Source organism: Leifsonia sp. NPDC058292 (assembly GCF_042880955.1).
In the GTDB taxonomy this organism is placed as follows: Bacteria; Actinomycetota; Actinomycetes; order Actinomycetales; family Microbacteriaceae; genus Leifsonia.
In genome coordinates this window covers 1-22,599 of record NZ_JBHVYL010000044.1, presented here as the reverse complement: position 1 = coordinate 22,599, position 22,599 = coordinate 1, and the positions used below count along the sequence as shown (strand labels likewise).

General features: G+C 70.8%; 19 protein-coding genes. 6 read left to right on the top strand and 13 right to left on the bottom strand.

The window, feature by feature from the left end; all coding sequences use genetic code 11:
• Positions 1 to 9: 9 nt before the first annotated feature.
• A complete protein-coding gene (locus tag ACFVWR_RS17100; protein ID WP_387214876.1) occupies positions 10 to 672 on the bottom strand; it encodes a TetR/AcrR family transcriptional regulator in 663 nt (220 codons plus the stop codon).
• An 89-nt stretch (positions 673 to 761) separates the two neighbouring features.
• Between ACFVWR_RS17100 and ACFVWR_RS17095 the strand changes: the two genes are divergently transcribed.
• Positions 762 to 1,469 carry an SDR family oxidoreductase gene (locus ACFVWR_RS17095; protein WP_387214873.1) on the top strand — a complete coding sequence of 236 codons (708 nt, stop codon included), beginning with the start codon at positions 762 to 764 and terminating at the stop codon, positions 1,467 to 1,469.
• A 25-nt stretch (positions 1,470 to 1,494) separates the two neighbouring features.
• Here ACFVWR_RS17095 and ACFVWR_RS17090 read toward each other — a convergent pair whose 3' ends face one another.
• The 6 genes from ACFVWR_RS17090 to ACFVWR_RS17065 are packed head-to-tail and all read right to left on the bottom strand — an operon-like array spanning position 1,495 to position 10,865.
• Complete coding sequence (locus ACFVWR_RS17090; RefSeq protein ID WP_387214870.1) at positions 1,495 to 2,247, bottom strand: ABC transporter ATP-binding protein; 753 nt, start codon at positions 2,245 to 2,247, stop codon at positions 1,495 to 1,497.
• The gene (locus ACFVWR_RS17085) at positions 2,234 to 3,148 is read right to left on the bottom strand and encodes an ABC transporter ATP-binding protein (protein ID WP_387214867.1); all 915 of its coding nucleotides are present in this window, start codon (positions 3,146 to 3,148) and stop codon (positions 2,234 to 2,236) included. Before ACFVWR_RS17085 ends, ACFVWR_RS17090 begins: the two co-directional genes overlap by 14 nt.
• Positions 3,149 to 3,153: 5 nt before the next feature.
• Positions 3,154 to 5,874, bottom strand: a complete 2,721-nt coding sequence (locus ACFVWR_RS17080) for an ABC transporter permease (protein ID WP_387214864.1) — start codon at positions 5,872 to 5,874, stop codon at positions 3,154 to 3,156.
• Positions 5,871 to 9,071: a hypothetical protein gene (locus ACFVWR_RS17075; protein ID WP_387214861.1), complete on the bottom strand. Its 3,201-nt coding sequence runs from the start codon at positions 9,069 to 9,071 to the stop codon at positions 5,871 to 5,873. Before ACFVWR_RS17075 ends, ACFVWR_RS17080 begins: the two co-directional genes overlap by 4 nt.
• A gap of 58 nt (positions 9,072 to 9,129) precedes the next feature.
• Positions 9,130 to 10,050: an aldose 1-epimerase family protein gene (locus ACFVWR_RS17070; protein ID WP_387214858.1), complete on the bottom strand. Its 921-nt coding sequence runs from the start codon at positions 10,048 to 10,050 to the stop codon at positions 9,130 to 9,132.
• A 26-nt stretch (positions 10,051 to 10,076) separates the two neighbouring features.
• Positions 10,077 to 10,865, bottom strand: coding sequence for a DeoR/GlpR family DNA-binding transcription regulator (locus tag ACFVWR_RS17065; protein WP_387214855.1), 789 nt, complete (start codon positions 10,863 to 10,865; stop codon positions 10,077 to 10,079).
• 81 nt (positions 10,866 to 10,946) lie between these two features.
• Between ACFVWR_RS17065 and galT the strand changes: the two genes are divergently transcribed.
• From galT to ACFVWR_RS17045, 4 genes are read left to right on the top strand one after another with little or no spacing between them, the layout of a single operon-like run.
• Positions 10,947 to 12,140, top strand: coding sequence for a galactose-1-phosphate uridylyltransferase (gene galT / locus ACFVWR_RS17060; protein WP_387214852.1), 1,194 nt, complete (start codon positions 10,947 to 10,949; stop codon positions 12,138 to 12,140).
• Positions 12,137 to 13,297, top strand: coding sequence for a galactokinase (gene galK / locus ACFVWR_RS17055; protein ID WP_387214849.1), 1,161 nt, complete (start codon positions 12,137 to 12,139; stop codon positions 13,295 to 13,297). The genes galT and galK overlap by 4 nt, the downstream gene beginning before the upstream one ends.
• A gap of 4 nt (positions 13,298 to 13,301) precedes the next feature.
• A complete protein-coding gene (locus ACFVWR_RS17050) occupies positions 13,302 to 14,081 on the top strand; it encodes an MBL fold metallo-hydrolase (RefSeq protein WP_387214846.1) in 780 nt (259 codons plus the stop codon).
• A 23-nt stretch (positions 14,082 to 14,104) separates the two neighbouring features.
• Positions 14,105 to 14,617, top strand: a complete 513-nt coding sequence (locus ACFVWR_RS17045; protein WP_387214843.1) for a gamma carbonic anhydrase family protein — start codon at positions 14,105 to 14,107, stop codon at positions 14,615 to 14,617.
• Between the two features lie 117 nt (positions 14,618 to 14,734).
• Here ACFVWR_RS17045 and ACFVWR_RS17040 read toward each other — a convergent pair whose 3' ends face one another.
• From ACFVWR_RS17040 to glyA, 3 genes are all read right to left on the bottom strand, one after another.
• Positions 14,735 to 15,247 (bottom strand): YbaK/EbsC family protein, encoded by a 513-nt coding sequence (locus ACFVWR_RS17040; protein ID WP_387214840.1) that lies wholly within the window; start codon positions 15,245 to 15,247, stop codon positions 14,735 to 14,737.
• 77 nt (positions 15,248 to 15,324) lie between these two features.
• Positions 15,325 to 16,209, bottom strand: coding sequence for a bifunctional methylenetetrahydrofolate dehydrogenase/methenyltetrahydrofolate cyclohydrolase (locus tag ACFVWR_RS17035; protein ID WP_387214837.1), 885 nt, complete (start codon positions 16,207 to 16,209; stop codon positions 15,325 to 15,327).
• A 1-nt stretch (position 16,210) separates the two neighbouring features.
• The gene (gene glyA / locus ACFVWR_RS17030) at positions 16,211 to 17,536 is read right to left on the bottom strand and encodes a serine hydroxymethyltransferase (protein WP_387214833.1); all 1,326 of its coding nucleotides are present in this window, start codon (positions 17,534 to 17,536) and stop codon (positions 16,211 to 16,213) included.
• A 266-nt stretch (positions 17,537 to 17,802) separates the two neighbouring features.
• Here glyA and ACFVWR_RS17025 point away from each other — a divergent pair, with 266 nt between their 5' ends.
• The gene (locus ACFVWR_RS17025; protein WP_387214830.1) at positions 17,803 to 19,335 is read left to right on the top strand and encodes a beta-N-acetylhexosaminidase; all 1,533 of its coding nucleotides are present in this window, start codon (positions 17,803 to 17,805) and stop codon (positions 19,333 to 19,335) included.
• A 32-nt stretch (positions 19,336 to 19,367) separates the two neighbouring features.
• Here the strand turns inward: ACFVWR_RS17025 and ACFVWR_RS17020 are convergent, their stop codons facing one another.
• The 3 genes from ACFVWR_RS17020 to ACFVWR_RS17010 all read right to left on the bottom strand — a co-directional run.
• The gene (locus tag ACFVWR_RS17020; RefSeq protein ID WP_387214827.1) at positions 19,368 to 20,603 is read right to left on the bottom strand and encodes a hypothetical protein; all 1,236 of its coding nucleotides are present in this window, start codon (positions 20,601 to 20,603) and stop codon (positions 19,368 to 19,370) included.
• 157 nt (positions 20,604 to 20,760) lie between these two features.
• On the bottom strand, positions 20,761 to 21,660 hold the full coding sequence (locus ACFVWR_RS17015; protein WP_387214824.1) for a carbohydrate ABC transporter permease: 900 nt from the start codon (positions 21,658 to 21,660) through the stop codon (positions 20,761 to 20,763).
• Positions 21,657 to 22,599: carbohydrate ABC transporter permease (locus ACFVWR_RS17010; protein WP_387214821.1), on the bottom strand; the 943-nt coding region annotated here is incomplete at its 5' end. The genes ACFVWR_RS17015 and ACFVWR_RS17010, both read right to left, overlap by 4 nt.

The following is a 22,599-nucleotide window of genomic DNA, read 5'->3' as shown; positions in this document are numbered from 1 at the left end:
GAATGCGCCTTAAACGCGCCGCTTAAGCCGCATTTGGCGCAACTCGGCGGCGTCGTCGACGGCGGCGGCGTCGTCGACGGCGGCGGCGTCGTCGACGGAGACGGCGGCGTCGAAGAGGGCCTCGGCTGCCAGTTTGGCGGCGAGAGGGGTGCCGCCGCACATCGCGGCGCTGGCCGACGCACCGTCGAACAGGAGGGTGAGCTGCACGGCGAGAACGTGCGGCTTCGACGCGCCGGCGAGAACCGCCTGCTGCTCGAAGAAGTCGGTGAGTCTCAGCTTGAACTCCTGCGCCACCTGGGCCGCGGGATGCTCCCGGTCGCGCAACTCCGTCGCCACGTTCACGAAGGGGCAGCCGAAGAAGTCGCTGGCCTCGGCCGCCGAATGCAGGGCATCGAAGACGTGCAGCACTCGATCGCGCGGAGTCAGAGCGTCGGCGGTCTCGAAGTACGACTCGACCACGCGCGGGCCGTACTCGCGGAGCATGTCGGCGACGATCGCATCCTTGCTCTCGAAGTGCTGGTAGATGGAGCGCTTGGAGACGTTGGCTTCCAAGGCCAGCCGGTCGACGCCGACCGCGTGGATGCCGTCGCGCAGAAACAGCCGCGCCGCCGCGCCGAGCACGCGTTCGCGCGGCTTCGGCTTCGGTGCTGCGGTGACGGATGCGGTGGCCATGTGACGATTCTACGAATCCCGTTGCAAAAAGTAAACCGATCTGTGTATTGTCGTGTACACAGATCGGTTTACTTTTGGAGAGGATCCTCATGACAGACATCACCGGACAGGTCGCACTCGTCACCGGCGCGAACCGCGGACTCGGAGCGGCCTTCGTCGCCGACCTCCTGGCCCGCGGCGCGGCGAAGGTCTATGCGGCGGCACGCAAGCCCGAGAGCATCGACGCCGCCGACCCGAGAGTCGTTCCGATCGCGCTCGACGTGACGGATGCGGCGAGCGTCGCCGCCGTGGCGGCTGCGGCCGGCGACGTGACCCTGGTGGTGAACAACGCGGGGATCGCCGTGGGTGAGCAGTTCGCCTCGGGCGACCTCGACGCCATCCGCAGCGAGTTCGACACCAACTTCTGGGGGCCGGTTCTCGTGACCCGCGCGTTCGCCCCGGTCATCGCGGCGAACGGCGGCGGCGCCTTCGTGAACATGCACTCGGCCCTCAGCTGGGTGGGCGTCGGCTCGTACAGCGCCACCAAGGCCGCCCTCTGGTCGGCGAGCAACTCGCTCCGCGTCGAACTCGCGCCGCAGAACATCGAGGTCGTCGGCGTGCACGTGGGCTGGGTCGACACCGACATGGCAGCGCACACGAACGACCCGAAGGTCGCGCCCGAGCAGGTCGTCACCGAGGCGCTCGACGCCCTCCAGGCCGGCGAGGCCGAAGCGATCGTCGGAGATTTCGCGCAGCTGGTGAAGTCGAAGCTCAGCGACGACGTGCGCGCGCTCTACCCTCAGCTCGTCGCGAACTGACCCGACGCTCGCCGCGCCGCGCCGCTCACGGGCGTTCGACGGCGGCGGGGGCGGCGGGATCGACGACGGCCGCGTGCCGGCCGCGGGGGCGGTCCGGCGTGAGGAGCCGGCCGTCGTGCAGCTCCAGGATGCGGTCGGCCCGGGCCATGAGCAGCGGGTCGTGGGTGGTCACGACGGCGGCGACTCCGGTTCCGTGCACCAGGTCGACCAGCAGATCCATCATGGCCGCGCCCGTGACGCTGTCGAGCTGGCCGGTGGGCTCGTCGGCGAGGAGCACTCGGGGCCGGCCGGCCAGCGCTCGGGCGATGCCCACGCGCTGCTGCTGGCCGCCGGAGAGCTCCGTCGGCCGCTGCTTGGCGTGACCGCCGAGGCCGACCAGGTCGAGCAGCTCAGCCACCCGGGCGTCGCGCTCGGCCGTCGGCGTTCCGAGCAGCCGCAGAGGCACCTCGACGTTCTCCGCCGCCGACAGCACCGGCACGAGCCCGAACGCCTGAAAGACGAATCCGATGCGCGAACGCCGGATCGCCAGCAGTTCCGCCTCGCTCGCGGCGGTCAGCTCCGCCTGTTCGAGCCACACCCGCCCCTCGGTGGGAGCATCCAGTCCGCCCAGGATGTTGAGCAGCGTGGTCTTCCCCGAACCGGACCGGCCGCGCACGACGAGCAGCTCGCCCGGGCGCACCTCCAGCGACACCCCGTCGACGGCGGTCACCGCCCCGGCCGCCGAGTCGAAGACGCGCACGACCCCCTCGGCTCGCAGGATGGGCTCAGCGGGCGTCATCGTGCTCCTCCTGTTCGTGCGGCCAGACGCCGACGTGATCGCTTTCGAGCGCGAGGCGCACGCGGTCGCGCATCCGCAGACTGGTCAGGTATTCGGGCGGCAGTTGCAGTCTGCCGACACGGTCGAGCACCGCGAACTCCTCGGCGACCGTGTGCTCGTCGCCGTCGGCTGTGACGCCGGTGCGGCGCAGCACCTCGGTGGATGTGCGCCCATCGCGGATCTGCACCGTGCGCGCCACGTGCTCCGACACGGCGGGGTCGTGGGTGACGATGAGCGTCGTGACGCCGAGTTCGCGGTTCACTCCGCGCATCGCCTCGAGCACTTCCGCCGACGTCGCCTCGTCGAGTTCACCGGTGGGCTCGTCGGCCAGCAGCACGCGCGGGTCGTTCGCGAGCCCGACGGCGATCGCCACCCGCTGCTGCTCGCCGCCCGACATCTCGGTGGGCCGGCGGTCGGCGCAGTGCGAGACCTCGAGCAGGTCGAGCAGTTCGGTGGAGCGCGGCCCGCGACCCGGCGTTCCCGCGAGTGACATCGTGAGAGCGATGTTCTCGCGCGCGGTGAGATACGGCAGAAGGTTGCGGGAGGTCTGCTGCCAGACGAACCCGACGGTGTGACGGCGGTAGTCGACGCGCTGTTTGGCGGTGAGGGCGAGCAGGTCGCGCCCGGCGACGGAGGTGGCGCCGGCTGTCGGCTTGTCGAGACCGGACAGGATGCCGAGAAGCGTCGACTTGCCCGAGCCGGAGGCCCCGACGATCGCCACCAGCTCACCGCTGCGAACGCGCAGGTTCAGTCCCTGGAGCGCCTGGACCTCGACGCCGTCGGCGGTGAAGATGCGCACGAGGTCGGAGCAGAGGATGCTCGCATCCTGAACCGCTCCCGACGACCCCGCCCGAGTGGACATGTCCGTCATTCTGTTCCTCCTGCCCGCAGAACGGTGGCGGGCGACCGGCGCCGCGCCCCCGTCAGTGCGATGAGTGTTGCGAGAACCGTGACCACCGCGAACCCGGCCGCGGCGAGGGCGACGAGCACCGGATCGATGACCACGGCGGGCTTGACCGGGCCGCCGGTGAAGCCCGAGAGATCAATCGGTGCGAGCACGATCGCGGGAAGCGCGACGCCGACGATGATGCCCGCGAGCAGGCCAACCACGAGGATCGGTCCGAGCTCCCAGGCGAGCAGCCCGGCACTCTGCCGTGCCGTGAAACCGATCGTCCGCAGCGTCGCGACGAGTCTCGTGCGCGCGGCCGTGTTCATCACCAGGGTGAGCAGCAGCGCGCCGATGCACATCATCGCGGCGAGCGCGATCGCGAGCATCGCCACCAGTTCGAGGCCGCCGACGAGCGGTGTCTGGCGCAGCGTCTCCTGCTCCTCCACGGCGTCGCCGACGATCGCGCCGTCGCCGCCGATCTTCTGAAGCTGCCGGTGGACGGCGGATGCGTCGGCTCCAGGAGCGAGCGACACCAGCACCGTCGCGGGCGTGCCGGAGACTCCGGAGGCCGCCGGCAGCGTCGTCTTGTCGATGATCGCCCACTGCTCGTCCCAGATGTAGACGCCGGGCGCGTAGTCGAACTGTGTGACGGCCAGATGCACCGTGCCGCTGGAGTAGAGGATCGCGCTGGTGACCGGGATCTGCGTGTTCCAGCCGCCGATGACAGCCCCGGTGCGCCCGGCGAGCCCCGAGGTGAGTGCCGTCGACACCCGTGCGGACTCGGGGATGCCCTGCTGCACCTTTGCGAGCTGCGCCGGGTCGACGAGATACACCGACGGCGTGCCGCTGATGCTCCCGGCCAGGATGCGCACCCCGCCCGCCCACTCGACCACCGCCGTGTTCGCGACGCCCGGAACGCGCGCCACCGCGGCGACCTGTTCGTCGGTGAGGGTTGTCGCCGCGGTCACGCTGAGATCGGCGCCCACCGTCGCGCGGGCGCCCTCCGCGATTCCCGCGCGCTCGGTGGAGAGGATGCTCACCGAGAAGACCGTGATGCTCACCCCGACGACGATCGCGAACACCGGCCACAGCCCGCCGGCGCGCGAGCGCAGAGCGCTCACGGCGCCCAGATAGGCGACCGCTCCCGTTCGGCGGCGCAGCGATCGGGCGATCAGTGCGAGCGGGTAGGCATAGACCCGCAGCACGATGAGGCAGGCCGCCAGCGCGACCAGGATCGGCGTGACGGCGAGCAGCGGGTCGACGCCGAGGCCCGCATCCGTCGGCGTGAGCCCGCGCTGGAACAGGGCGACCACTCCGACGACCGCGAGGCCGATCACGAGCACCTCGACCACCCAGCCCCACCGGCGGCGGGCTTCGCGTTCGCCGCCCAGGTCGTCGCGCGGGCCGAGGGCGCCGGCGGCGACCGCCAGCACAACGGGTGGAGCGACCGCGCACAGCGCCGCCAGCCCGACCGACGGCAGAATCGAGCCGCCCGCCGGGGTGAGCAGAACGGCGGCGACGAGCCCGAGAGCGGCGGCGGGAAAGCTCACGATGGCGCCTTCGAGCGCGAGCCCCGCACGCAGTCGGCCTGCCGACCCGCCGCGCGCGGCCATGAGCGCCAGGGACTCACGCCGCCGGCCGAGCACGAGCCGCACGCCGAGCACGAGCACCGCGAGCGCGACGCCCAGGGGTCCCGCAGCGAGAATCGCGAAGAGGGTGTTCGCGGGCTGCGCTCTGACCAGGAAATCGTCGAGCGTCGTTCCGAGCGATGTGCTGAACCTGAGCACGGTCGGCTGTCCCCCGATCGACGCCGCGGGCGCCGTGGCCAGAAAGTTGCCCAGCGCGGCTTGCACGGCCGGCAGGTCTTGCACCTCGAAGGCGGACGACGCCATGGGCAGCCACCCGGTCGTGGTGGTCATGGTCGCCAGGCTCGTGAGCCGGCTCCAGGATGCGGGGTCGATCCAGGCGATGCCGCTGAACGTCTTGCCGACGTCGCCCGCATCCGCGAAGCCGCCGCGATCGCGCACCGGGTCGAGGTTCCAGAACTCCGCTCGGGCGTCGCGAGGATGCACCGTGCCCACCAGCGTCACCGCGGCGGTCGACCCCTGCACCGTCGAGACCGTGCGGCTCTGACCGACCTTCCACCCGAGCAGCTCGGCCGCGGTCGTCGAGAGCACGACCTGCAGCTGCGCGGGGTCGGCGGGACGTGCCGGCACGCGCGCGGGCCAGGCGCCCGCAGCCAGTTCGGCCACGTCACGCAGCCGGGCGTAGGCCTCGAACTGGAGTTGGTAGCGGCTGTTCGACAGGGCGCCCGCAGCGGGTTGCAGCGCGGCCTCCTCCGTTCGCGCGGAATAGTCGCCCGCCCGGGTCACCGCCCGCAACGGCTCCTTCGCTCCCCGGCGCACGGCGGCGAGCGCGGCGGGCATCGCGGAGTATGCGGCGTCGAGGTCTTCGACGCTGCCGGGGATACCCGTTCCTGCGTCGACCCTGGTGATCAGGTCACGGTTGACCGCGGTGGCGTTCTCGACCCGGTACTGCAGATCATCGGTGAGCAGGGAGTTCGAGAACCGGGGCCACGCCGACACGGCCGTCGTCGCGACCAGTACAACGACCCCGAGCAGGATGAGGCCGCCCCGGAAAGCGGACATCGCACGCCGGGCGAGGCCCGACGCCGACAGCACCGATGTGCGCGCGCTCACCGCGTCTCCTCCCGGTACTGGGTGTCGGCGACCTGGCGGCGCACCGCCCGACCGTAGAACCACAGCACCAGCCCGATCGCGGCCGCCACCGCCGCCAGGGCGACGAGCAGTCCGATCAGGTCGACGCGCCCTTGCACGGAGAGCGTGCTCGGTGCGGTGACCACGGAGAGGCGGGCGAGCGTGTTCCCGGCGAGCAGGAACACCGCGACGCCCCCGATGAGCCCGAAGACTCCGGCGGCCGCGACGACGCCGAGGATCTCGCTGCGCCGGCTGCGCGCCTGCTGGCGGGCGCCCATCCCGACGGCCCGGAGCACGATCACCTCTCCGCGCCGGCGACGCAGAAGAGCGGCGACGGCGGCGCCGAGCGCGACGAGCGCGAGCGCGGCGCACCCCGCCGTTCCCAGCCAGAGGCTCAGCACAGCGCTCGACATGAACCGGGCGACGAAGGCTCCGGATGCGGTGCTCACCGCCGCGTCCGGCCCGGCCACCCGCCGCGCGGCCGCGGCCGTCGCGTCGATGCGGTCGGTCGCCAGCCACACCGACGCGAGCCGCGGCACGGTCGGCGACGTGCGCAGCACCTGGTTGTCGAGCGCTCGCAGATCGACGAGCGCGGCGGCCTCCTGGGTCGTGCCGGGGATGGCAGGCACAGTGCCGGCGACGGTGGCCTCCACGTCGACCCAAGGGCCTTCCAGCGAGATCGCCTGGCCCCGGTCGAGCGAGGTCGCCCCGGCGGCCGTCTGGGTGAACACCACGGGCACGGTGTCGTCGCCGCCGGCCATGAAGCGCACGGCGTTGTCACGGCCGGCCGGCACGAGCGCCGCGCGGTAGCCGAGCGTCGCCTTCGGAAGCCCGGTGATCGCGAACGCGCTGCCGAAGGCTTTGGCCGCCGCGGCCCACTTCTGCCCTGCCGGCAGCGTGACGCCGACGAGCGCCGACGACGACGAGGTGCGGGTGCCGATGGCGTCGACCGCCACGTCGGCGGCGGTCGCGGTCTCAGTCGTGTCGAGGTGGGTGTCGACGGCCACCAGGGTCCAGGGGCCGCCTTCGGGAAGGCTCGCTTCCACGACGCCCGCGCCGCCCGCGGAACCGGCGTCGGCGCCCGTGGGTGGCGCCGCTGTGAGGGGCACGAGCTCGCCGCCGGCGTCAGCCACCCAGAAGGTGACCGACAGGGCGGGCGCGGCTGCCATGCCGAGCGCGGGATCGGCGGCGGCATCCGCATCCGGCACGACCACGGTCGCGCGCGCCTGAACGATCTTGGCATCGGAGGGCAGCTGAGCGCCGCGCAGCGAGCCGCCCGCTGTGAGCTGCTTCGCTGCCTCGGCCGCGTCGAACAGGTACGCGCCGACGTCGGTCAGGTCGCCGAGACGCCGGGCGTCCACGGCGATGAGGCCGACCGTGCCCTGTCCGAGGGAGACGTCGGTCACGAGGGCGGGAGCGGCCGCCGTCACCGAAGGGATGCTGCCGAAGCGGGCGGCGCCGGCAGCATCCTCCGGGCCGCGCACGGTTCCCGCGACCCCGAGGTCGGCGCGCACGTCCGAGCCGTTCACCAGCACGGACGAATCGCGGAGGAACCCGCTCCAGGTGCCGACATAGCCGGCCGAGAACGTGGCCGCTCCGACGGTGAGCACGACCAGTGCCACCGGAGCCGCGAACAGCGCGAGGCCGCGCCCGACCTGGCGCGCCGGAAGCACGGCCGAGAGTCCGCTCCCCCGCGCCGCGAGAACCTCGACGGCAGCGGCCGCCGGGCCGAACAGCAGAAGACCGAGCATGGCGATCGCGCACAGCACCGCCGCCGGAGCGATCACGCCGACCGGATCGATGCCTCCCGAGGCGGAGACCGGCGACCCGAACGCGAGAAACCGCCACAGGGTCACACCGGCGGCGGCGACCGCGAGCACGGCCAGTCCGAGCGACACGGCCGCGCGACCGCGGCCTGCCTCGACGGCGCCGGGCGATCCGCTCGCCGACCGTGCCGAGAGGCCGGTGATGAGCATCGCCGCCGCCAGTGCGGCCACCACCACGATCACGGGAGGGAGCGCCACCTCGACCGCACCGCGCGGTGGGCCGACGAGCGGCACCAGCGCAGCCTGGGCGAGTGCTGCGCCGAGCACCGCGCCGGTCACCGCGACGACGGACGACTCGATCGCGCCCGCGCGCACCAGGTCTCCGACCGTCGCTCCGCGTGCCCGCAAGACCCTCGTCTCCGGCAGCCGGGACCGCGCGAGCAGCTGGGCGAGCAGCACGAACGCGATCGCCGAACAGACCGACAGCACCGCGAGGGGCACCGGAACGACCGCGCTCAAGGCGCCGATCGACTGCTGCATCGCTGCCATCGTCACGGCGGCGTCACCCAAGCCGGAGAACGGCGACGACGACGCGTTCGAGCTCTCGGTGAGCGCATCCGCGACGCCCCCGAACCCGGCGCGCAGGGTGCCGAGCTGGCCGGCGGTGGTGCGTTCCGCATCCGGTGACACCACCCATTGCACGGCCGGGGTCGTCGACAGGATGTCGAGCACGGCCGGGGCCACCACGATCCGCCCGTCGATGCCGCCGCTGCCAGCGGTGATGCCCAGCCAGGCCGGTGCGGCCGGATGCGTCGGCCGCCACACGCCCGTCACGATCAGGATCAGGGTTCCTTCGGAGCCTTCGACGCTGAACGTCTTACCGGTGGCCAGTGACAGGGTGCGGGCCAGCTCGGAGTCGACAGCCACCCCGATCGGCGACGACGGCGACCCACTCCCGTCGTTGCCGGGCCACACGCCAGAGACGATGGTCGCCCGCGAGCGCAGAGCAGCGTCGTCGCCGAGCGCGAGGGCCGACCGCTCCGAACCGTCCTCCGCGGTGAGCGGCAGGCTCGGCACCGACGCGGTGCGCGCGACCTCGACGTGGGCGCCCGCAAAGCTCTTCCGGATGATCGACCGCACGGTCGTATCCTGCGCGGCCGCGGCGGCACGGTCGTCGGTGCCGGTGTCGAGGGAGGCCTGGAGCGCGAGCGACACGGCAGAAGCCGGGCCGGCGTCGATGCTCTGCCGCACCGCGACCGCGGGCGACCGGGCGGCCAGGCCGACCATCGCAGTGGCGAGAAACGTGACGACGAGAACGGTGACGGCCGTGGCGACGAGAACCCCGGCCTGGGCGCGGGAACGTACCACCCAGAACGCGCGGGGACGCTCGCCCGACCCGCCCCGTGCACGCATTGCTCCAACTTACAGCGAGGTCCCCCGAAGGGCGGCCGGGCGCGCGAGTCGGCCGGGACTAGCCCGCGAAGCCTTCGGCGGCGATGCCCCAGGAGGCGGTCCAGGCGTCGCCAGGAGCGATCCAGTGCACTCCGCGGCCGGTGTTCAGGGCGTTGGCGGGAGCCGTCATCGGCTCGACCGCGATCGCGACGTCTGACGAGGTGTCGGTGGCGAACGTGCGCGACGTGTACACCTGCACGTAGCGGAACGACTCGTCGCCCCACACGATGACGCGGCGCCCGTCGGGGGCGGCGACGGTGTGGCGGGCGCGGCCGTCGACGATCGCGACGTCCGCGAATCCGTCGTCGAGCTGGAGGTCGGCGACCCGGCGCCCCGCGCGCAGGTCGAACGCGGTTCCGTCGACCGGGGATTCGCCGACCACGTTCAAGCGCTCGTCGACGTCGAGATGCGTGCCGGCGGCGACGGTGACCGTCAGCTCACCGGTCGGCACATCCCCGATCTTGGGATACGGATGCGATCCGACGGCGACGGGCGCGGGCGCATCCCCGACGTTCTCGATCGTGTGCGTGACCGTGAGCCCGGTCGCGTCGAGCGAGTGCCGCACCGTCGTCGACAGTTCGAACGGGTACCCCAGCTCGGGGAAGATGCGCGCGGATTGCGTCACCGACGATCCGTCGTGCTCGACCAGGTCGTACGGCCGGTAGCGGAGCAGCCCGTGGATGGCGTTGCCCCGGGCCGGCTCGGTGAGCGCGAGCTGCCGGGTCGTGCCGTCGTGATCCCACGCCCCGTCTTTCACCCGGTTGGGCCACGGCACCAGCACGATTCCGCACCCCGACGGGGGCGTGGCCGTCACCGGAAAGGGCTCGGTCAGGTCGATGCCGCCCAGCCGGAGCGAGCGGAGTCCCGCGGCCACCTGCGTCACGGTGGCGGTGAAGCCGTCGAAGCCGATGTCGTACTGCTGTCCGGTGGGTGCTCGCATGGTCTTCAGCGTATGCCCGCTTGCACTCAGGCGACCACGACTCGGAGGCCGGCGGAACGCAACGACGAGACCGTCCCCTCGTCGGCGGAGCCTCCGGTGATGAGCTCGTGCACCTCATCGACGGCGGCGATGCGGCCGAGATGGATGCGCCCCAGCTTCGAGCCGTCCGCGACCACCACCGCGCGAGTCGCCGCTCCGACCATCACGCGCTTGAGGTCGGCTTCGGGAAGGTTCACATTGGTGATCCCGCCCACCGGGTCGACGCCGGTGCAACCGACGAACGCCAAGTCGGCGTGCATCCGCTCGAGCAGCACCGACGCGAGCGGCTCCACAAGCGAGTGCTGCAGGGGCCGCAGGGTGCCACCCGTCACGACCACCTGGAACCGAGGGATGGCGCGCTCCAGTTCGAGCGCGATCGTGAGGCCGTTGGTGATCACCGTGACGCCGTCGAGCTCGTCGCGGTCGACCAGCGCGCGGGCGATGGCGGTCGTGGTCGTGCCGACATCGAGGAGAACGCTCGTGCCCGATTCGACCATCGCCGCCGCCGCGATCCCGATGCTCCGCTTCTCCTCCGCCGAGGCTTCGAGCGCCTCCTCGAAGCTGGGCTCGCGCATCCCGTCGCCGCTGCGCAGCACCGCGCCACCGTGCACGCGCCGGATGAGCTGCTGCTGGTCGAGGAGGTCTAGATCGCTGCGCACAGTCACGTCCGAGACCTGGAACGCCTCGCTGAGATCGCCGACGCGCACGAACCCGTGGCGCCCGATGAGGTCGAGCATCCGTTCGCGCCGAAGAGCGGCCGGGAGGGGTTCGGTCATGCTGCAATGCTGGGCCGCTTGCGTTTGCTTGTCAATACGAAAGTCGGCGACTAGATTTGCTTTCGAAAACGAAAGGCGGACATGTCTCCGATCACGAAACGTGAGCACCGGCTCGCCGATGGGCGCGACCTCATCTACTACGACGACGCCGACACGACGCTCGATCCCGAGCGCGGGCCCGATCTCCGCGAACCGTCTGCCCGGCCCGCAACCGCGACGATGCGACAGGACCCGCTCACCGGCGAATGGATCTCGATCGCGGCGGCCCGCCAGAATCGGGTGTTCCTTCCGCCCGCCGAGCTCGACCCGCTGGCGCCGGCGACGCCGGGCAACCTCTCCGAGGTGCCGAGCCGCTACGACGTCGCCGTCTTCGAGAACAAGTCCCCCTCGTTCGGCCCCCTGCTCGAAGACGCGAACGCGCCGACCGGACTCGACGACCTCGCCGAGATCGGTCTGGGCCGCACCCGCACCTCCGTCGGCCGCTGCGAGGTCGTCTGCTTCAGCCCCGAGAGCACCGGCTCGTTCGGCAGTCTCACGCCGTCACGGGCCCGCACCGTCATCGAGGCGTGGGCCGACCGCACCGCGACTCTGTCGGCCCTCCCCGGCGTGCGCCAGGTGTTCCCGTTCGAGAACCGCGGCGAAGCGATCGGCGTCACCCTCCACCACCCGCACGGCCAGATCTACGCCTACCCGTACATCACCCCGCGGACCACGGCGCTCATCCGCTCGCTCGACGCCTACGGCCCCACCCTCTTCGCCGACATCCTCGAGCGCGAGCGCGCCTCGGAGCGTGTCGTCCTCAGCGGTGAGCACTGGACAGCGTTCGTGCCGTTCGCCGCCCGCTGGCCCATCGAGATCCACGTGCTGCCGCACCGCCACGTCGCCGACTTCGCCGAGACGTCGGCCGAGGAACGCGACGAGCTCGCCACCTTCTACCTCCGCGTTCTGCGGGGCGTGGATGCGCTCTACGACTCCCCGACGCCGTACATCGCCGCCTGGCACCAGGCGCCGGTCGGCGTGCGCCGCGACGAGATCCGCCTCATGCTGCAGATCACCTCGCCGCGCCGGGCCGCGGATAAGCTGAAGTTCCTCGCCGGTTCGGAGTCCGCCATGGGCGCCTGGATCGGCGACATCCCCCCGGAGCAGGCGGCCAACCGCCTGCGCGAGGCCATCGCCCGGGCCGACGAGCTGTCACCGGTGGGTGACCTGCCCGCCGGAATCGCCGGGCTGACCTCCGACACCCCCGCCGCACCATCCCGAAAGGCCGATCGATGACCGATCTCCGCACCGACACCCTCGACACCTTCGCCGAGATCTTCGGCCGTCGAGCCGACGGGCTCTGGTCGGCTCCCGGCCGTGTGAACCTGATCGGCGAGCACACCGACTACAACGAAGGTTTCGTCTTGCCGTTCGCGATCAACCGACGCACCCTCGTCGCGCTCGGACTGCGCGACGACCGCAAGGCCCGCGTCGGCAGCTCGTTCGCCGACGAGCTCGTCGAGATCGACCTCTCCGAGCTGTCCCCCGAGAACCTGAGCGGCTGGTCCGCCTACCCGCTCGGCCTCGCCTGGGCGCTCACCGAGTTCGGCGTCGACCTGGATGCGGTGCCCGGCTTCGACATCCTCATCGACTCCAACGTGCCCGTCGGGGCGGGCCTCTCGTCGTCCGCTGCGATCGAGTGCGCGGTCGCCGTCGCCCTCAACGACGCATGGCAGCTCGGACTCGACCGGCCGACATTGGCACGCGTCGGGCAGCGCGCCGAGAACGTGGCCGTCGGCGCTCCGACCGGCATCATGGACCAGTCGGCCTCCCTCCTCGGCCAAGCGGACGCGGCCGTCTTCCTCGACTGCCGTTCGCTGGTCTCCGAGGTCGTGCCGCTCGGGCTGGAGGCCGCCGGCCTCGAGATCGTGATCATCGACACCGGCGTCGAGCACGCGCACGCCACGGGCGGGTACGCCGAGCGTCGCGCATCCTGCGAGGAGGGCGCCCGGGTGCTGGGCGTGGAATCGCTTCGCGACGTGAGCGTCGCCGACCTCGACCGCGCGCGCGACCTGCTCGACGATGTGACCTTCCGTCGTGTGCGCCACGTCGTCACCGAGAACCAGCGCGTGCTCGACACGGTGCGAACGCTCCGCGAGCAGGGCCCGACGGCGATCGGCGAGCTCCTCGACGCCTCTCACGTTTCGATGCGCGACGATTTCGAGATCTCGGTGCCCGAACTCGACCTCGCGGTCGAGACGGCCCAGGCCAACGGAGCGATCGGGGCACGGATGACCGGCGGCGGTTTCGGCGGCTCGGCGATCGCCCTCGTTCCGAGCGAGAACCTCTCCCGGGTCTTCGTCGCCATCGACGGCGCCTTCGCCGAGAACGGATTCGGTCAGCCGGATGTGTTCACCGTCACCCCGTCGGAGGGCGCGAAGCGCGAAGATTGACAGTATGACCGCTGCCGAAGTGACCTGGCTCGACGACGACACCGCACAGCTCCGACAGCCGAAGGCCTCCCACTGGGAAGCGCCCTTCCTCTTTCTGCTGTTCGGTCACGACCGCGCCATCCTGTTCGACACCGGCGCGACGAGCGATGAGTCCGTCTTTCCGCTGCGGGGAACGGTCGACCGCCTCATCGAGCGCTGGCTGCGGCGGCACCCGTCGAGCTACGCGCGCCCGTACGAGCTGGTCGTCGCCCACACGCACGCCCACGGCGACCACATCGCGGGCGACCGGCTGCTCGCGGATCGGCCGGGAACCGTCGTGGTCGGTCACACTCCCGCGGAGGTGATCTCGTTCTTCGGCTTCCGCTCGTGGCCCGACGAGGTGGTCGAGGTGGACCTCGGTGGGCGCATCCTCGACGCGATCGGAGCGCCCGGCCACGAGCCGTCGGCGGTCGTGTTCTTCGACCGCGCCTCCGGCATCCTGTTCACCGGCGACACGGTCTGCCCCGGCAACCTGTACGTGCGCGATCGCGACGAGTTCGTGCGCACGATCGAGCGGCTCATCCGGTTTCGGGATGCGTCCCCCGCGCCAGTGCGCACCATCCTCGGTGCGCACGTGGAGATGTCGGCGGAGCCGGGTGTCGACTACCCGCCGGGAACGGTCGACCAGCCCGATGAGGCGCCTCTGCCGTTGCCGCCGAGCATCCTCGACGAGGTGCGCGCAGCGCTCGACGAGCGCGGCCCGCGTGTCGTGCGCGACCGGTTCATCGTGGCCGACGAGAGCTGAGGCGCCGTGGTTAGGCTGGCGGCATGAGCATCCTCCCCTTGGCCGACGGCACCGCACCCACGATCGCAGCCACAGCCTGGGTCGCGCCAGGCGCGGTCGTCGTCGGGCGGGTTCGCCTGCTCGCTGCGGCCAGCGTCTGGTACAACGCCGTGCTTCGCGCTGAAGCCGAAGACATCGTGATCGGCGAACGCAGCAACATCCAGGACAACGTCTCCTGCCACGTCGACCACGGCTACCCGCTGACGCTCGGCTCGGACGTGTCGGTCGGGCACAACGCCGTGCTCCACGGCTGCACGATCGAAGACAGGGTGCTCGTCGGCATGCACGCCACCGTGCTGAACGGCGCCGTCGTCGGGGCCGGCTCCCTGCTGGCCGCCGGCACGGTCGTGCTGGAGGGCGCCGTCATCCCGCCCGGCTCGCTGGTGGCCGGAGTGCCGGGCAAGGTGCGCCGCGAGCTCACCGCGGAGGAGCGAGCGGGCATCCTCGCCAACGCCGCCGGCTACCTCACCCACACCGCCGAGCACCGCGGCGCCTAGGCGCGCCTCCGCGCGCCGCGAGCGATCGAGGGGTCCCGACACGCCGTGTCGGCACCCCTCGAGACGGCGTGTCGCGACCCCTCGATGGGTTGCGACACCCCGCAAGACACGCGGGAGTCAGACCTCTGAGGGCTCCACAGGGAGAGGGTCGCCGCCGGTGAGGCGGAGGAGCTCGTCGAACGTCGTGGGGAAGACCGTGTGAGCGTGACCGGCCGCGGCCCAGACCTCGGGGTAGTCGGCGAGCGCCACATCCACCACCGTGCGGAGAGGGGCCGGATGCCCGACAGGCGCGACTCCGCCGATCGTCTGCCCGGTCGCAGCCTTCACGGTGTCGGCATCGGCCCGGCGGATGCGTCCACCGAGTCGTTCGCCGAGAAAGCCGGTGTCGACCCGGTGGGCGCCCGACGTCATCACGAGCAGGGGCTCGCCGTCGATCGTGAACACCAGCGAGTTGGCGATGGCTCCGACCTCGACGCCGAGCTCGGCCGCCGCTGACGCCGCCGTGGGCGTCGCCGTCTCGAACCACCGCACGCGCGGCTCGACGCCGCTCTGCCGCAGGACGGTCTTCACCCGCTCGACTCCCACGTGCGACCGCTCGGCCGCCTGCTGCGTCTCATCGGTCTCGCTCATGCCATCCGCCTCGCTCATCCTCACCGTCCGTCGTCGCTCGCCGCTCGCCATCGCCGTTCGCGCGAACGAGCGTGCGACTACTCTGCCAGAGACCGCTCGGCCGACTCCACGACGTTCTGCAGGAGCAGCGCGCGCGTCATCGGACCGACGCCGCCCGGGTTCGGCGACACCCACGATGCGACCTCCGCCACATCCGCGGCCACGTCTCCGGCGACCCGGCTCTTGCCGGTGAGCGGGTCTTCGATGCGGCTCACGCCGACGTCGAGCACGATCGCGCCCGGCTTGACGTTGTCGGCGGTGACCAGGTCGGCCACGCCGGCAGCGGCGACGATGACGTCGGCGCGGCGCAGGTGCGCGTCGAGGTCGACGGTGCCGGTGTGGGTCAGAGTGACCGTCGCGTTCACGTCGCGGCGTGTCAGCAGTGAGCCGATCGCCCGGCCGACGGTGACACCGCGGCCGACGACGACCACGTCTTTGCCGTTCAGGTCGATGCCGTGCCGCTGCATGAGGTCGATCACGCCGCGGGGCGTGCACGGCAGCGGGGTGGTGATCGGACGGTTCACGTTGAGCACCAGCCGGCCGAGGTTGGTGGGATGCAGACCGTCCGCATCCTTCGCCGGATCGACGAGCTCGAGGATCGCGTCGGTGTCGATGTGCGGCGGAAGCGGAAGCTGCACGATGAAACCTGTGCAGTCCGGGTCACCGTTCAGCTCTTCGACCACGGCCTCCAGTTCGGCCTGCGAGATGTCGGCGGGGAGGTCGCGACGGATCGACGAGATGCCGACCTCCGCGCAGTCGCGGTGCTTGCCCGCGACATACCACTGCGAGCCGGGGTCGTCGCCGACAAGCACCGTGCCGAGGCCGGGGACGACGCCCTGCTCGCGCAGCGCATCCACCCGCAGCTTCAGTTCGGCCTTGATCTCGCTGGCCGTCTTCTTGCCGTCAAGAATCTGTGCGGTCATGTCAGATCGAGGAGGGGAGCTCGACGGGGAAGGCGTCCTGGCCCGAGGGAGTGAGGCCCGGGTAGAGCGGGAACGCGTCGGTCAGGGTCGCGACGCGCGCGCGGAGGGCACGCGTGTCGGCGCCCGGCTGCAGCGCGGCGGCGATGATCTCGGCGACCTCCACGAACTCGGCGTCGCCGAACCCGCGGGTCGCGAGCGCCGGCGTGCCGATGCGCAGACCGGAGGTGACCATCGGCGGGCGCGGGTCGAACGGCACCGAGTTGCGGTTCACGGTGATGCCCACCTCGTGCAGAACGTCCTCCGCCTGCTGACCGTCGAGCTGCGAGTTGCGCAGGTCGGCGAGCACGAGGTGAACGTCGGTGCCGCCGGTGAGCACGTCGACTCCGCCGGCGCGCGAGTCGTCGGCGGCCAGGCGGTCGGCGAGGATCTGGGCGCCGCGGATGGTGCGCTCCTGACGGTCGCGGAACTCCGGGGTCGCCGCCAGCTTGAACGCGGTCGCCTTCGCGGCGATCACGTGCATGAGCGGGCCGCCCTGCTGGCCGGGGAACACGTTGGAGTTGAGCTTCTTGGCGAGCTCCATGTCGCGCGCGACGATGAAGCCCGAGCGCGGGCCGCCGATGGTCTTGTGCACGGTCGAACTGACCACGTCGGCGAAGGGGACGGGCGAGGGATGCACGCCCGCCGCCACGAGGCCGGCGAAGTGCGCCATGTCCACCCAGAGCTTGGCGCCGACCTCGTCGGCGATCGCGCGGAAGGCGGCGAAGTCGAGGTGCCGCGGGTAAGCGGACCAGCCGGCGATGATGACCTTCGGCTTGTGCTCCAGCGCCTTGTCGCGCACGACGTTCATGTCGACGAGGAAGGTCTCGGGGTCGACGCCGTAGGAGACCGCGTTGTAGAGCTTGCCCGAGAAGTTGAGCTTCATGCCGTGGGTCAGGTGCCCGCCGTGGGCCAGTTCGAGCCCGAGGATGGTGTCGCCCGGGGTCGCGATCGCCGACAGCACCGCGGCGTTGGCGCTCGCACCCGAGTGCGGCTGCACGTTCGCGTACTCGGCGCCGAACAGGCTCTTCGCCCGGTCGATCGCGAGCTGCTCGGCGATGTCGACGTATTCGCAGCCGCCGTAGTAGCGGCGGCCCGGGTATCCCTCGGCGTACTTGTTCGTCAGCACGGAGCCGACGGACTCGAGCACGGCGCGGGGCACGAAGTTCTCGGAGGCGATCATCTCCAGGTAGTCCCGCTGACGACCGAGCTCCAGCTGGAGCACCTCGGCGATCTCGGGGTCGACCTCGGCGAGCGGCGCCGTGAAAGTGGTGGGAAGTGCGTCGGTCAAAACTGGCTCCTTAAATCGCAGGGATGGAAATCGCGTATCGACCCAGGCGCGCGGCCGAATCCATCCCATTCAACAAAGGAACGTGTCGCTCCCCAATGGTGACCATTTGAGCGCCAGTCGCGACGCCGCCCAGCATAGCAAAGCCCGCCCTGACGTCGCCCCCCTTGCCGATTAGTTAGGGCCCCTGCAATACTCGCTGATGGTCGTCCCGCGGGCGGGCAGCGTCGGCCTCCACCCCCAAGCTCTCAGCAGCAGAAGGAGAACGCGTGTCCGCAAGCGAGTTTCTGCCCGTCGTGCCGCGGCCCGTGTCGACCGAACATCCGGGCGGCGCACCCTTCGTCCTCGCTCCCGGCGCACGCGTCAGCGTGGCCGGAGCCGGAGCATCCGACGTGGCCGCCCTGCTCGTCGCCGAGCTCGCCTCCGACTGCCGCCGCGAGCCGGCCGTCGTGCACGAGCCGCCGGCGTACGGCGACATCGCGATCGTCATCGCCGACGACGAGACTCCCGCAGATCAGAGCGCGGAGGGCTACAGTCTCGCCGTGACCGCCGAAGGCGTGCGCATCGGCGCCGCGACGGCGGCAGGCGCCTTCTGGGGCGTGCAGACCCTGCGCCAGCTGGTGCCGGTGGAGTGCGCCTCCGATCCGCTGACGATCGACCCGGTGACGGTGCGCGACAGCCCACGCTTCGGCTACCGGGGTGCGATGCTCGACGTCGCCCGACACTTCTTCACTCCGGATGAGGTCAAGCGCTTCATCGACGCCATCGTGCTGCTGAAGGTCAACCACCTGCACCTGCACCTCACCGACGACCAGGGCTGGCGCATCCACATCGAGAGCTGGCCGAACCTCACCGCCCACGGCGCCTCCAGCGGGAGCGACGGCAGCGCCGGCGGCTTCTTCACGCAGGACGAGTTCCGCGACATCGTCGCCTACGCCGCCCAGCGGTTCGTGACGATCGTTCCCGAGCTCGACATGCCGGGCCACACGAACGCGGCGCTCGCGTCGTATCCCGAGCTCAACGCATCCGGTGTCGCCGCCGCCCTGTACACGGGGTCGGACGTCGGCTTCAGCACGCTGCTGGTCGATGACGCGACCACCGACCGGTTCATCGACGACGTGGTGCGCGAGGTCGCAGCCCTTACCCCGGGCCCCTACCTGCACATCGGCGGAGACGAGTGCCTGAGCACGTCCCCCGAAGACTTCCTGCGGTTCATCGCCAAGGCCGCGGCCACCGTCGCGCGGCACGGGAAGACGCCGGCCGGGTGGCACGAGATGGGCAAGAGCGCCGAGCTCCCCGATGGCACGGTCGGCCAGTACTGGGACTTCACGACGCCGCGCGGCTCCTCCGCCGACGAGACGCTCTCGTTCGTGCGCCAGGGCGGCGCGGTGATCATGTCGCCGTCGGACGTGTCGTACCTCGACATCGTCTACGAAGACGGCGACGAGATCGGCCAGGACTGGGCCGACGGTCCCACCACCATCCGTGAGGCCTATGAGTGGGATCCGGCGCGGATCGTGCCCGGGCTCGGGGATGCGCACACGCTGGGCGTCGAGGCGCCGGTCTGGACCGAGACCATCGCGACGATCGAGGAGGTCGAGCGGATGGTGTTCCCGCGTCTGGCCGCCGTCGCCGAGATCGGCTGGTCCCCCGCACCGGCGGACACCGAGGAGATCGTGGCCGCCCGCGACTTCGACGAGTTCGCTCCGCGACTGGCCGCGCTCGGCGAGCACTGGGCGGCGGCAGGCACGGACTTCCGCCGCGTTCCCGAGGTGCCGTGGCGCGAGTCGGTGCGTGCCTGACGGGTGCCCGCACGCGCTGCCACGACCGATGGTCAGGGGTAGCCGAGGTACCAGAGCAGCAGGAGCGCGACCGGCTGCAACGCTATTCCGGCGAGGAGCGTGATCACTCGCGCCCGGCGGTTGTGCGCCAGCCCGGCGGCGCCGCCGAGGGGCGCCAGCGGCATCAGCAGACGGAACAGGCTCTGCTGGGGCAGGAACACGGCGAAGAGGTAGAGCACGTAGCTCGCCGAGAATGCGATGATCTCCACGCCGAGCGCACGCACCGACGGCTTCGTCAGCAGCCACACGAATCCGGCCAGCACGGCGATCACCAGCAGCGTTCCGAACACGCCCGCGTAGGTCCAGGTGAAGATGAACCACGGCGTCAGCGGCACGAACGAGACGTGGCCCACGAACCCCGTCCACCAGGAGAGCTCGGTCTTCAGATACGCATCGGGAAAGCCGGTGACAGCGGATGCGATGAGCGGCCAGGCGACCCCGGCAACGGCCGTCACCGCACCCGCCACCGTGATGGCCGTCCCCTCGCGCAAGGAGAGCGATGCCGTGCCGCGCCGGTGCTGCACCAGACGGACGACGAGCACGACGGCCAGGGCGAGCGGCAGCGCCAGCTCTCCCGGCTTGGTGAACGCGGCGGCGACGCCGAACGGGATCGTCCACCAGTAGCGCCGCACGATCATGGCCGACAGCGCGGCGAACATGAGGAAGAAGAACAGGCTCTCGGCGTAGGCGATCTGCAGCACGAACGACAGCGGCCCGAAGCAGAACAGCACGGCCGCCCACAGCCCGCTGGTCGCGCCCACCCGCGCGGCGACGAGCCGGTAGGGCATGAGGGTGGCGGCGGCGCCGAACAAGGTCGCGACGATCACTCCGGCGGGGTAGAAGCCGAGACCTGTGGCGAACGTGACGCCGCGCACGATCGACGGGAAGAGCGGAAGGAACGCCCACGCGTTCTGTTGCACGTCACCGGCGGCGTTCGTGGGAATGGAGGACGGATAGCCGTGCTCCGAGATCTGCCGGTAGTACGACGCATCCCACGACCCCGAGAACGTGAAGAACGTGGGATCCATGCGCGAGCTCGCGAAGTGCCAGCCGCCGGCGGTGGCCGCCACATAGAGCGTGAGCATCAGGGTGGTGGTCACCACTCGGGAGGCGACGAACACGCCGAGCACCACGACCCACCAGCGGTAGTCGCGACCGGCGACGCGGATGCGCGTCGGCGCGACCACTGGTTGCGCGTCGAGCACGCCGAGTCGATCACTCACACCCATGCATCCAGTCTGCCAAGTCGGGGCTGTACGTTCTTCCAGCGAGAGCGTACGCCGGGATGCGGGATGCGGCGGAGGGCTGGAAACAATCGGGCCGGGGCGGTATCGGAGCCGGGGCGCCCGCATCGCGCCACACGCGCGAACACCCCGGCTCCCGTCTCTATTTGACGCTGCCCTGCGTGAGACCGCCGACGAGGCGTTTCTCGATGAGCATGAACAGCACCACGACAGGGATGACGGCGACGACGGAGACGGCGAACACGTACTGCCACGCCGCGTCGTACTGCCCGACGAACTTGGTGAGCGCCACCGACAGCGGCTGGTTCGCATCCGTCGAGAGGATGACCAGGCTCGCCGCGAACTCGTTCCACGAGGCCACGAACGTGTAGATGATCGCGGTGACGATGCCGGGCCAGACGAGGGGCAGCTGCACCCGGAAGAGCACGGTCCACTTGCCTGCGCCGTCGAGCTGGGCCGCCTCGTCGACCTCCTTCGGCACGCCGGCGAAGAAGTTGTGCATGATCCAGATCGCGAACGCCAGGTTGAAGGCGGCGTTGATGAGGATCATCGCGAGCCAGGTGTCGTTCAGCCCGAGTGCCACCATCTCCTTGAACAGACCGGTGGCGAGAACCGTCGGCTGCAGCATCTGCGTCACGATCACGAGGAAGAGGAAGACCCCGCGACCGGGAAAGCGGAACCGGGCCGTGTAGTAGGCGGCCGGCACGCAGACGAGCAGCACGAGGGCCGTAGCGAACACCGAGATGACGATGGTGGAGATGAGGTTCTCGGGCAGCGGCGTCTCGGGGGTCGACCACATCGTGAGGTAGTTCTCGGGATGCCAGGTGGTCGGAAAGTACGTCGGCGGCACGGTCAGGATGTTGAAGCGGCTCTTGAACGAGCCGATCAGCATGATCAGGTACGGGATGACGAAGACCAGCGCGATGACGAGCCCGGCGATCATCCGGCCGATGACTCGGCCGCCGAAGCGGCGCTCGGTCGGGCGGCGCTTGCGCACCTGCGGTGTCACCGGAGCGACGAGGGTGGGGGCCGGCGCGGTCACGAGACCTCCTTCATCGGCTTGACGATCCACAGGTAGAGGGCGACGACGACGAGCACGATCAAGAAGTTGATCACGCTGAGCGCGCTCGACAGGTCGATGCGCTGCTCGCCCTGCAACAGCTTGAACACGTATGTGGTCGTGGTGTCCGCCTTGTAGCCGGGTATCGAACCTGTCATGAGTTTCAGAATCGGCAGCGAGTTGAACACGTTGATGATGTTGATGAGGCTCGCCAGGGCGACGGCGTTGCGCAGGTTCGGCAGCGTCACCCCGAAGTAGGTGCGCATGGCGCCCGCTCCGTCGACCTTCGCCGCTTCGAGCATGTCACCGGGGATGCCGGCGAGGCCCGCCAGCAGCGTGTACGTCGTGAACGGCAGCGACACGAACACCGCGATCGCGATCGACGACACGAACGCCGGAATCGGCTCCTTCGTGAAACCGAACGGCTCGGCGAGGATGTGCACGTCGACCAGGAACTTGTTGATGATGCCGTAGAAGGGGTCGAGGCCGTAGACGAAGACGGTCGTGGTCATCACGACGCTGGCCGCCCACGGCACGAGGATCGCCATGCGAACCCACTGACGGCCGGGGAAGTTCTTGTTGAGGAACTGCGCGAGCGCCAGCCCGATCACCACGGTGATCAGAACGACTGACACCACCCATACCAGGGTGTTGAGCAGGATGCCCGGCAGCTCGGGCCGCGCCAGGATCGTCGCGTAGTTCTGGAGGCCGACCGATCCGTGGTCGACGCCCGCCACGGAGATCTTGCGGGTGGAGTTGAAGATCATGTAGCCGGCCGGGAACAGCACGACGCCGAAGATCAGGATGAGCGCAGGCAGCGTCCAGGGAACGGCGTTCCAGAGGTCTGCGGCGGCGGCGCCCGGCGGGCGCTTGGTCGGCGGGCGCCCGGCGGCCGGGCGTCCGCCCGCCCCCGAGCGGAGG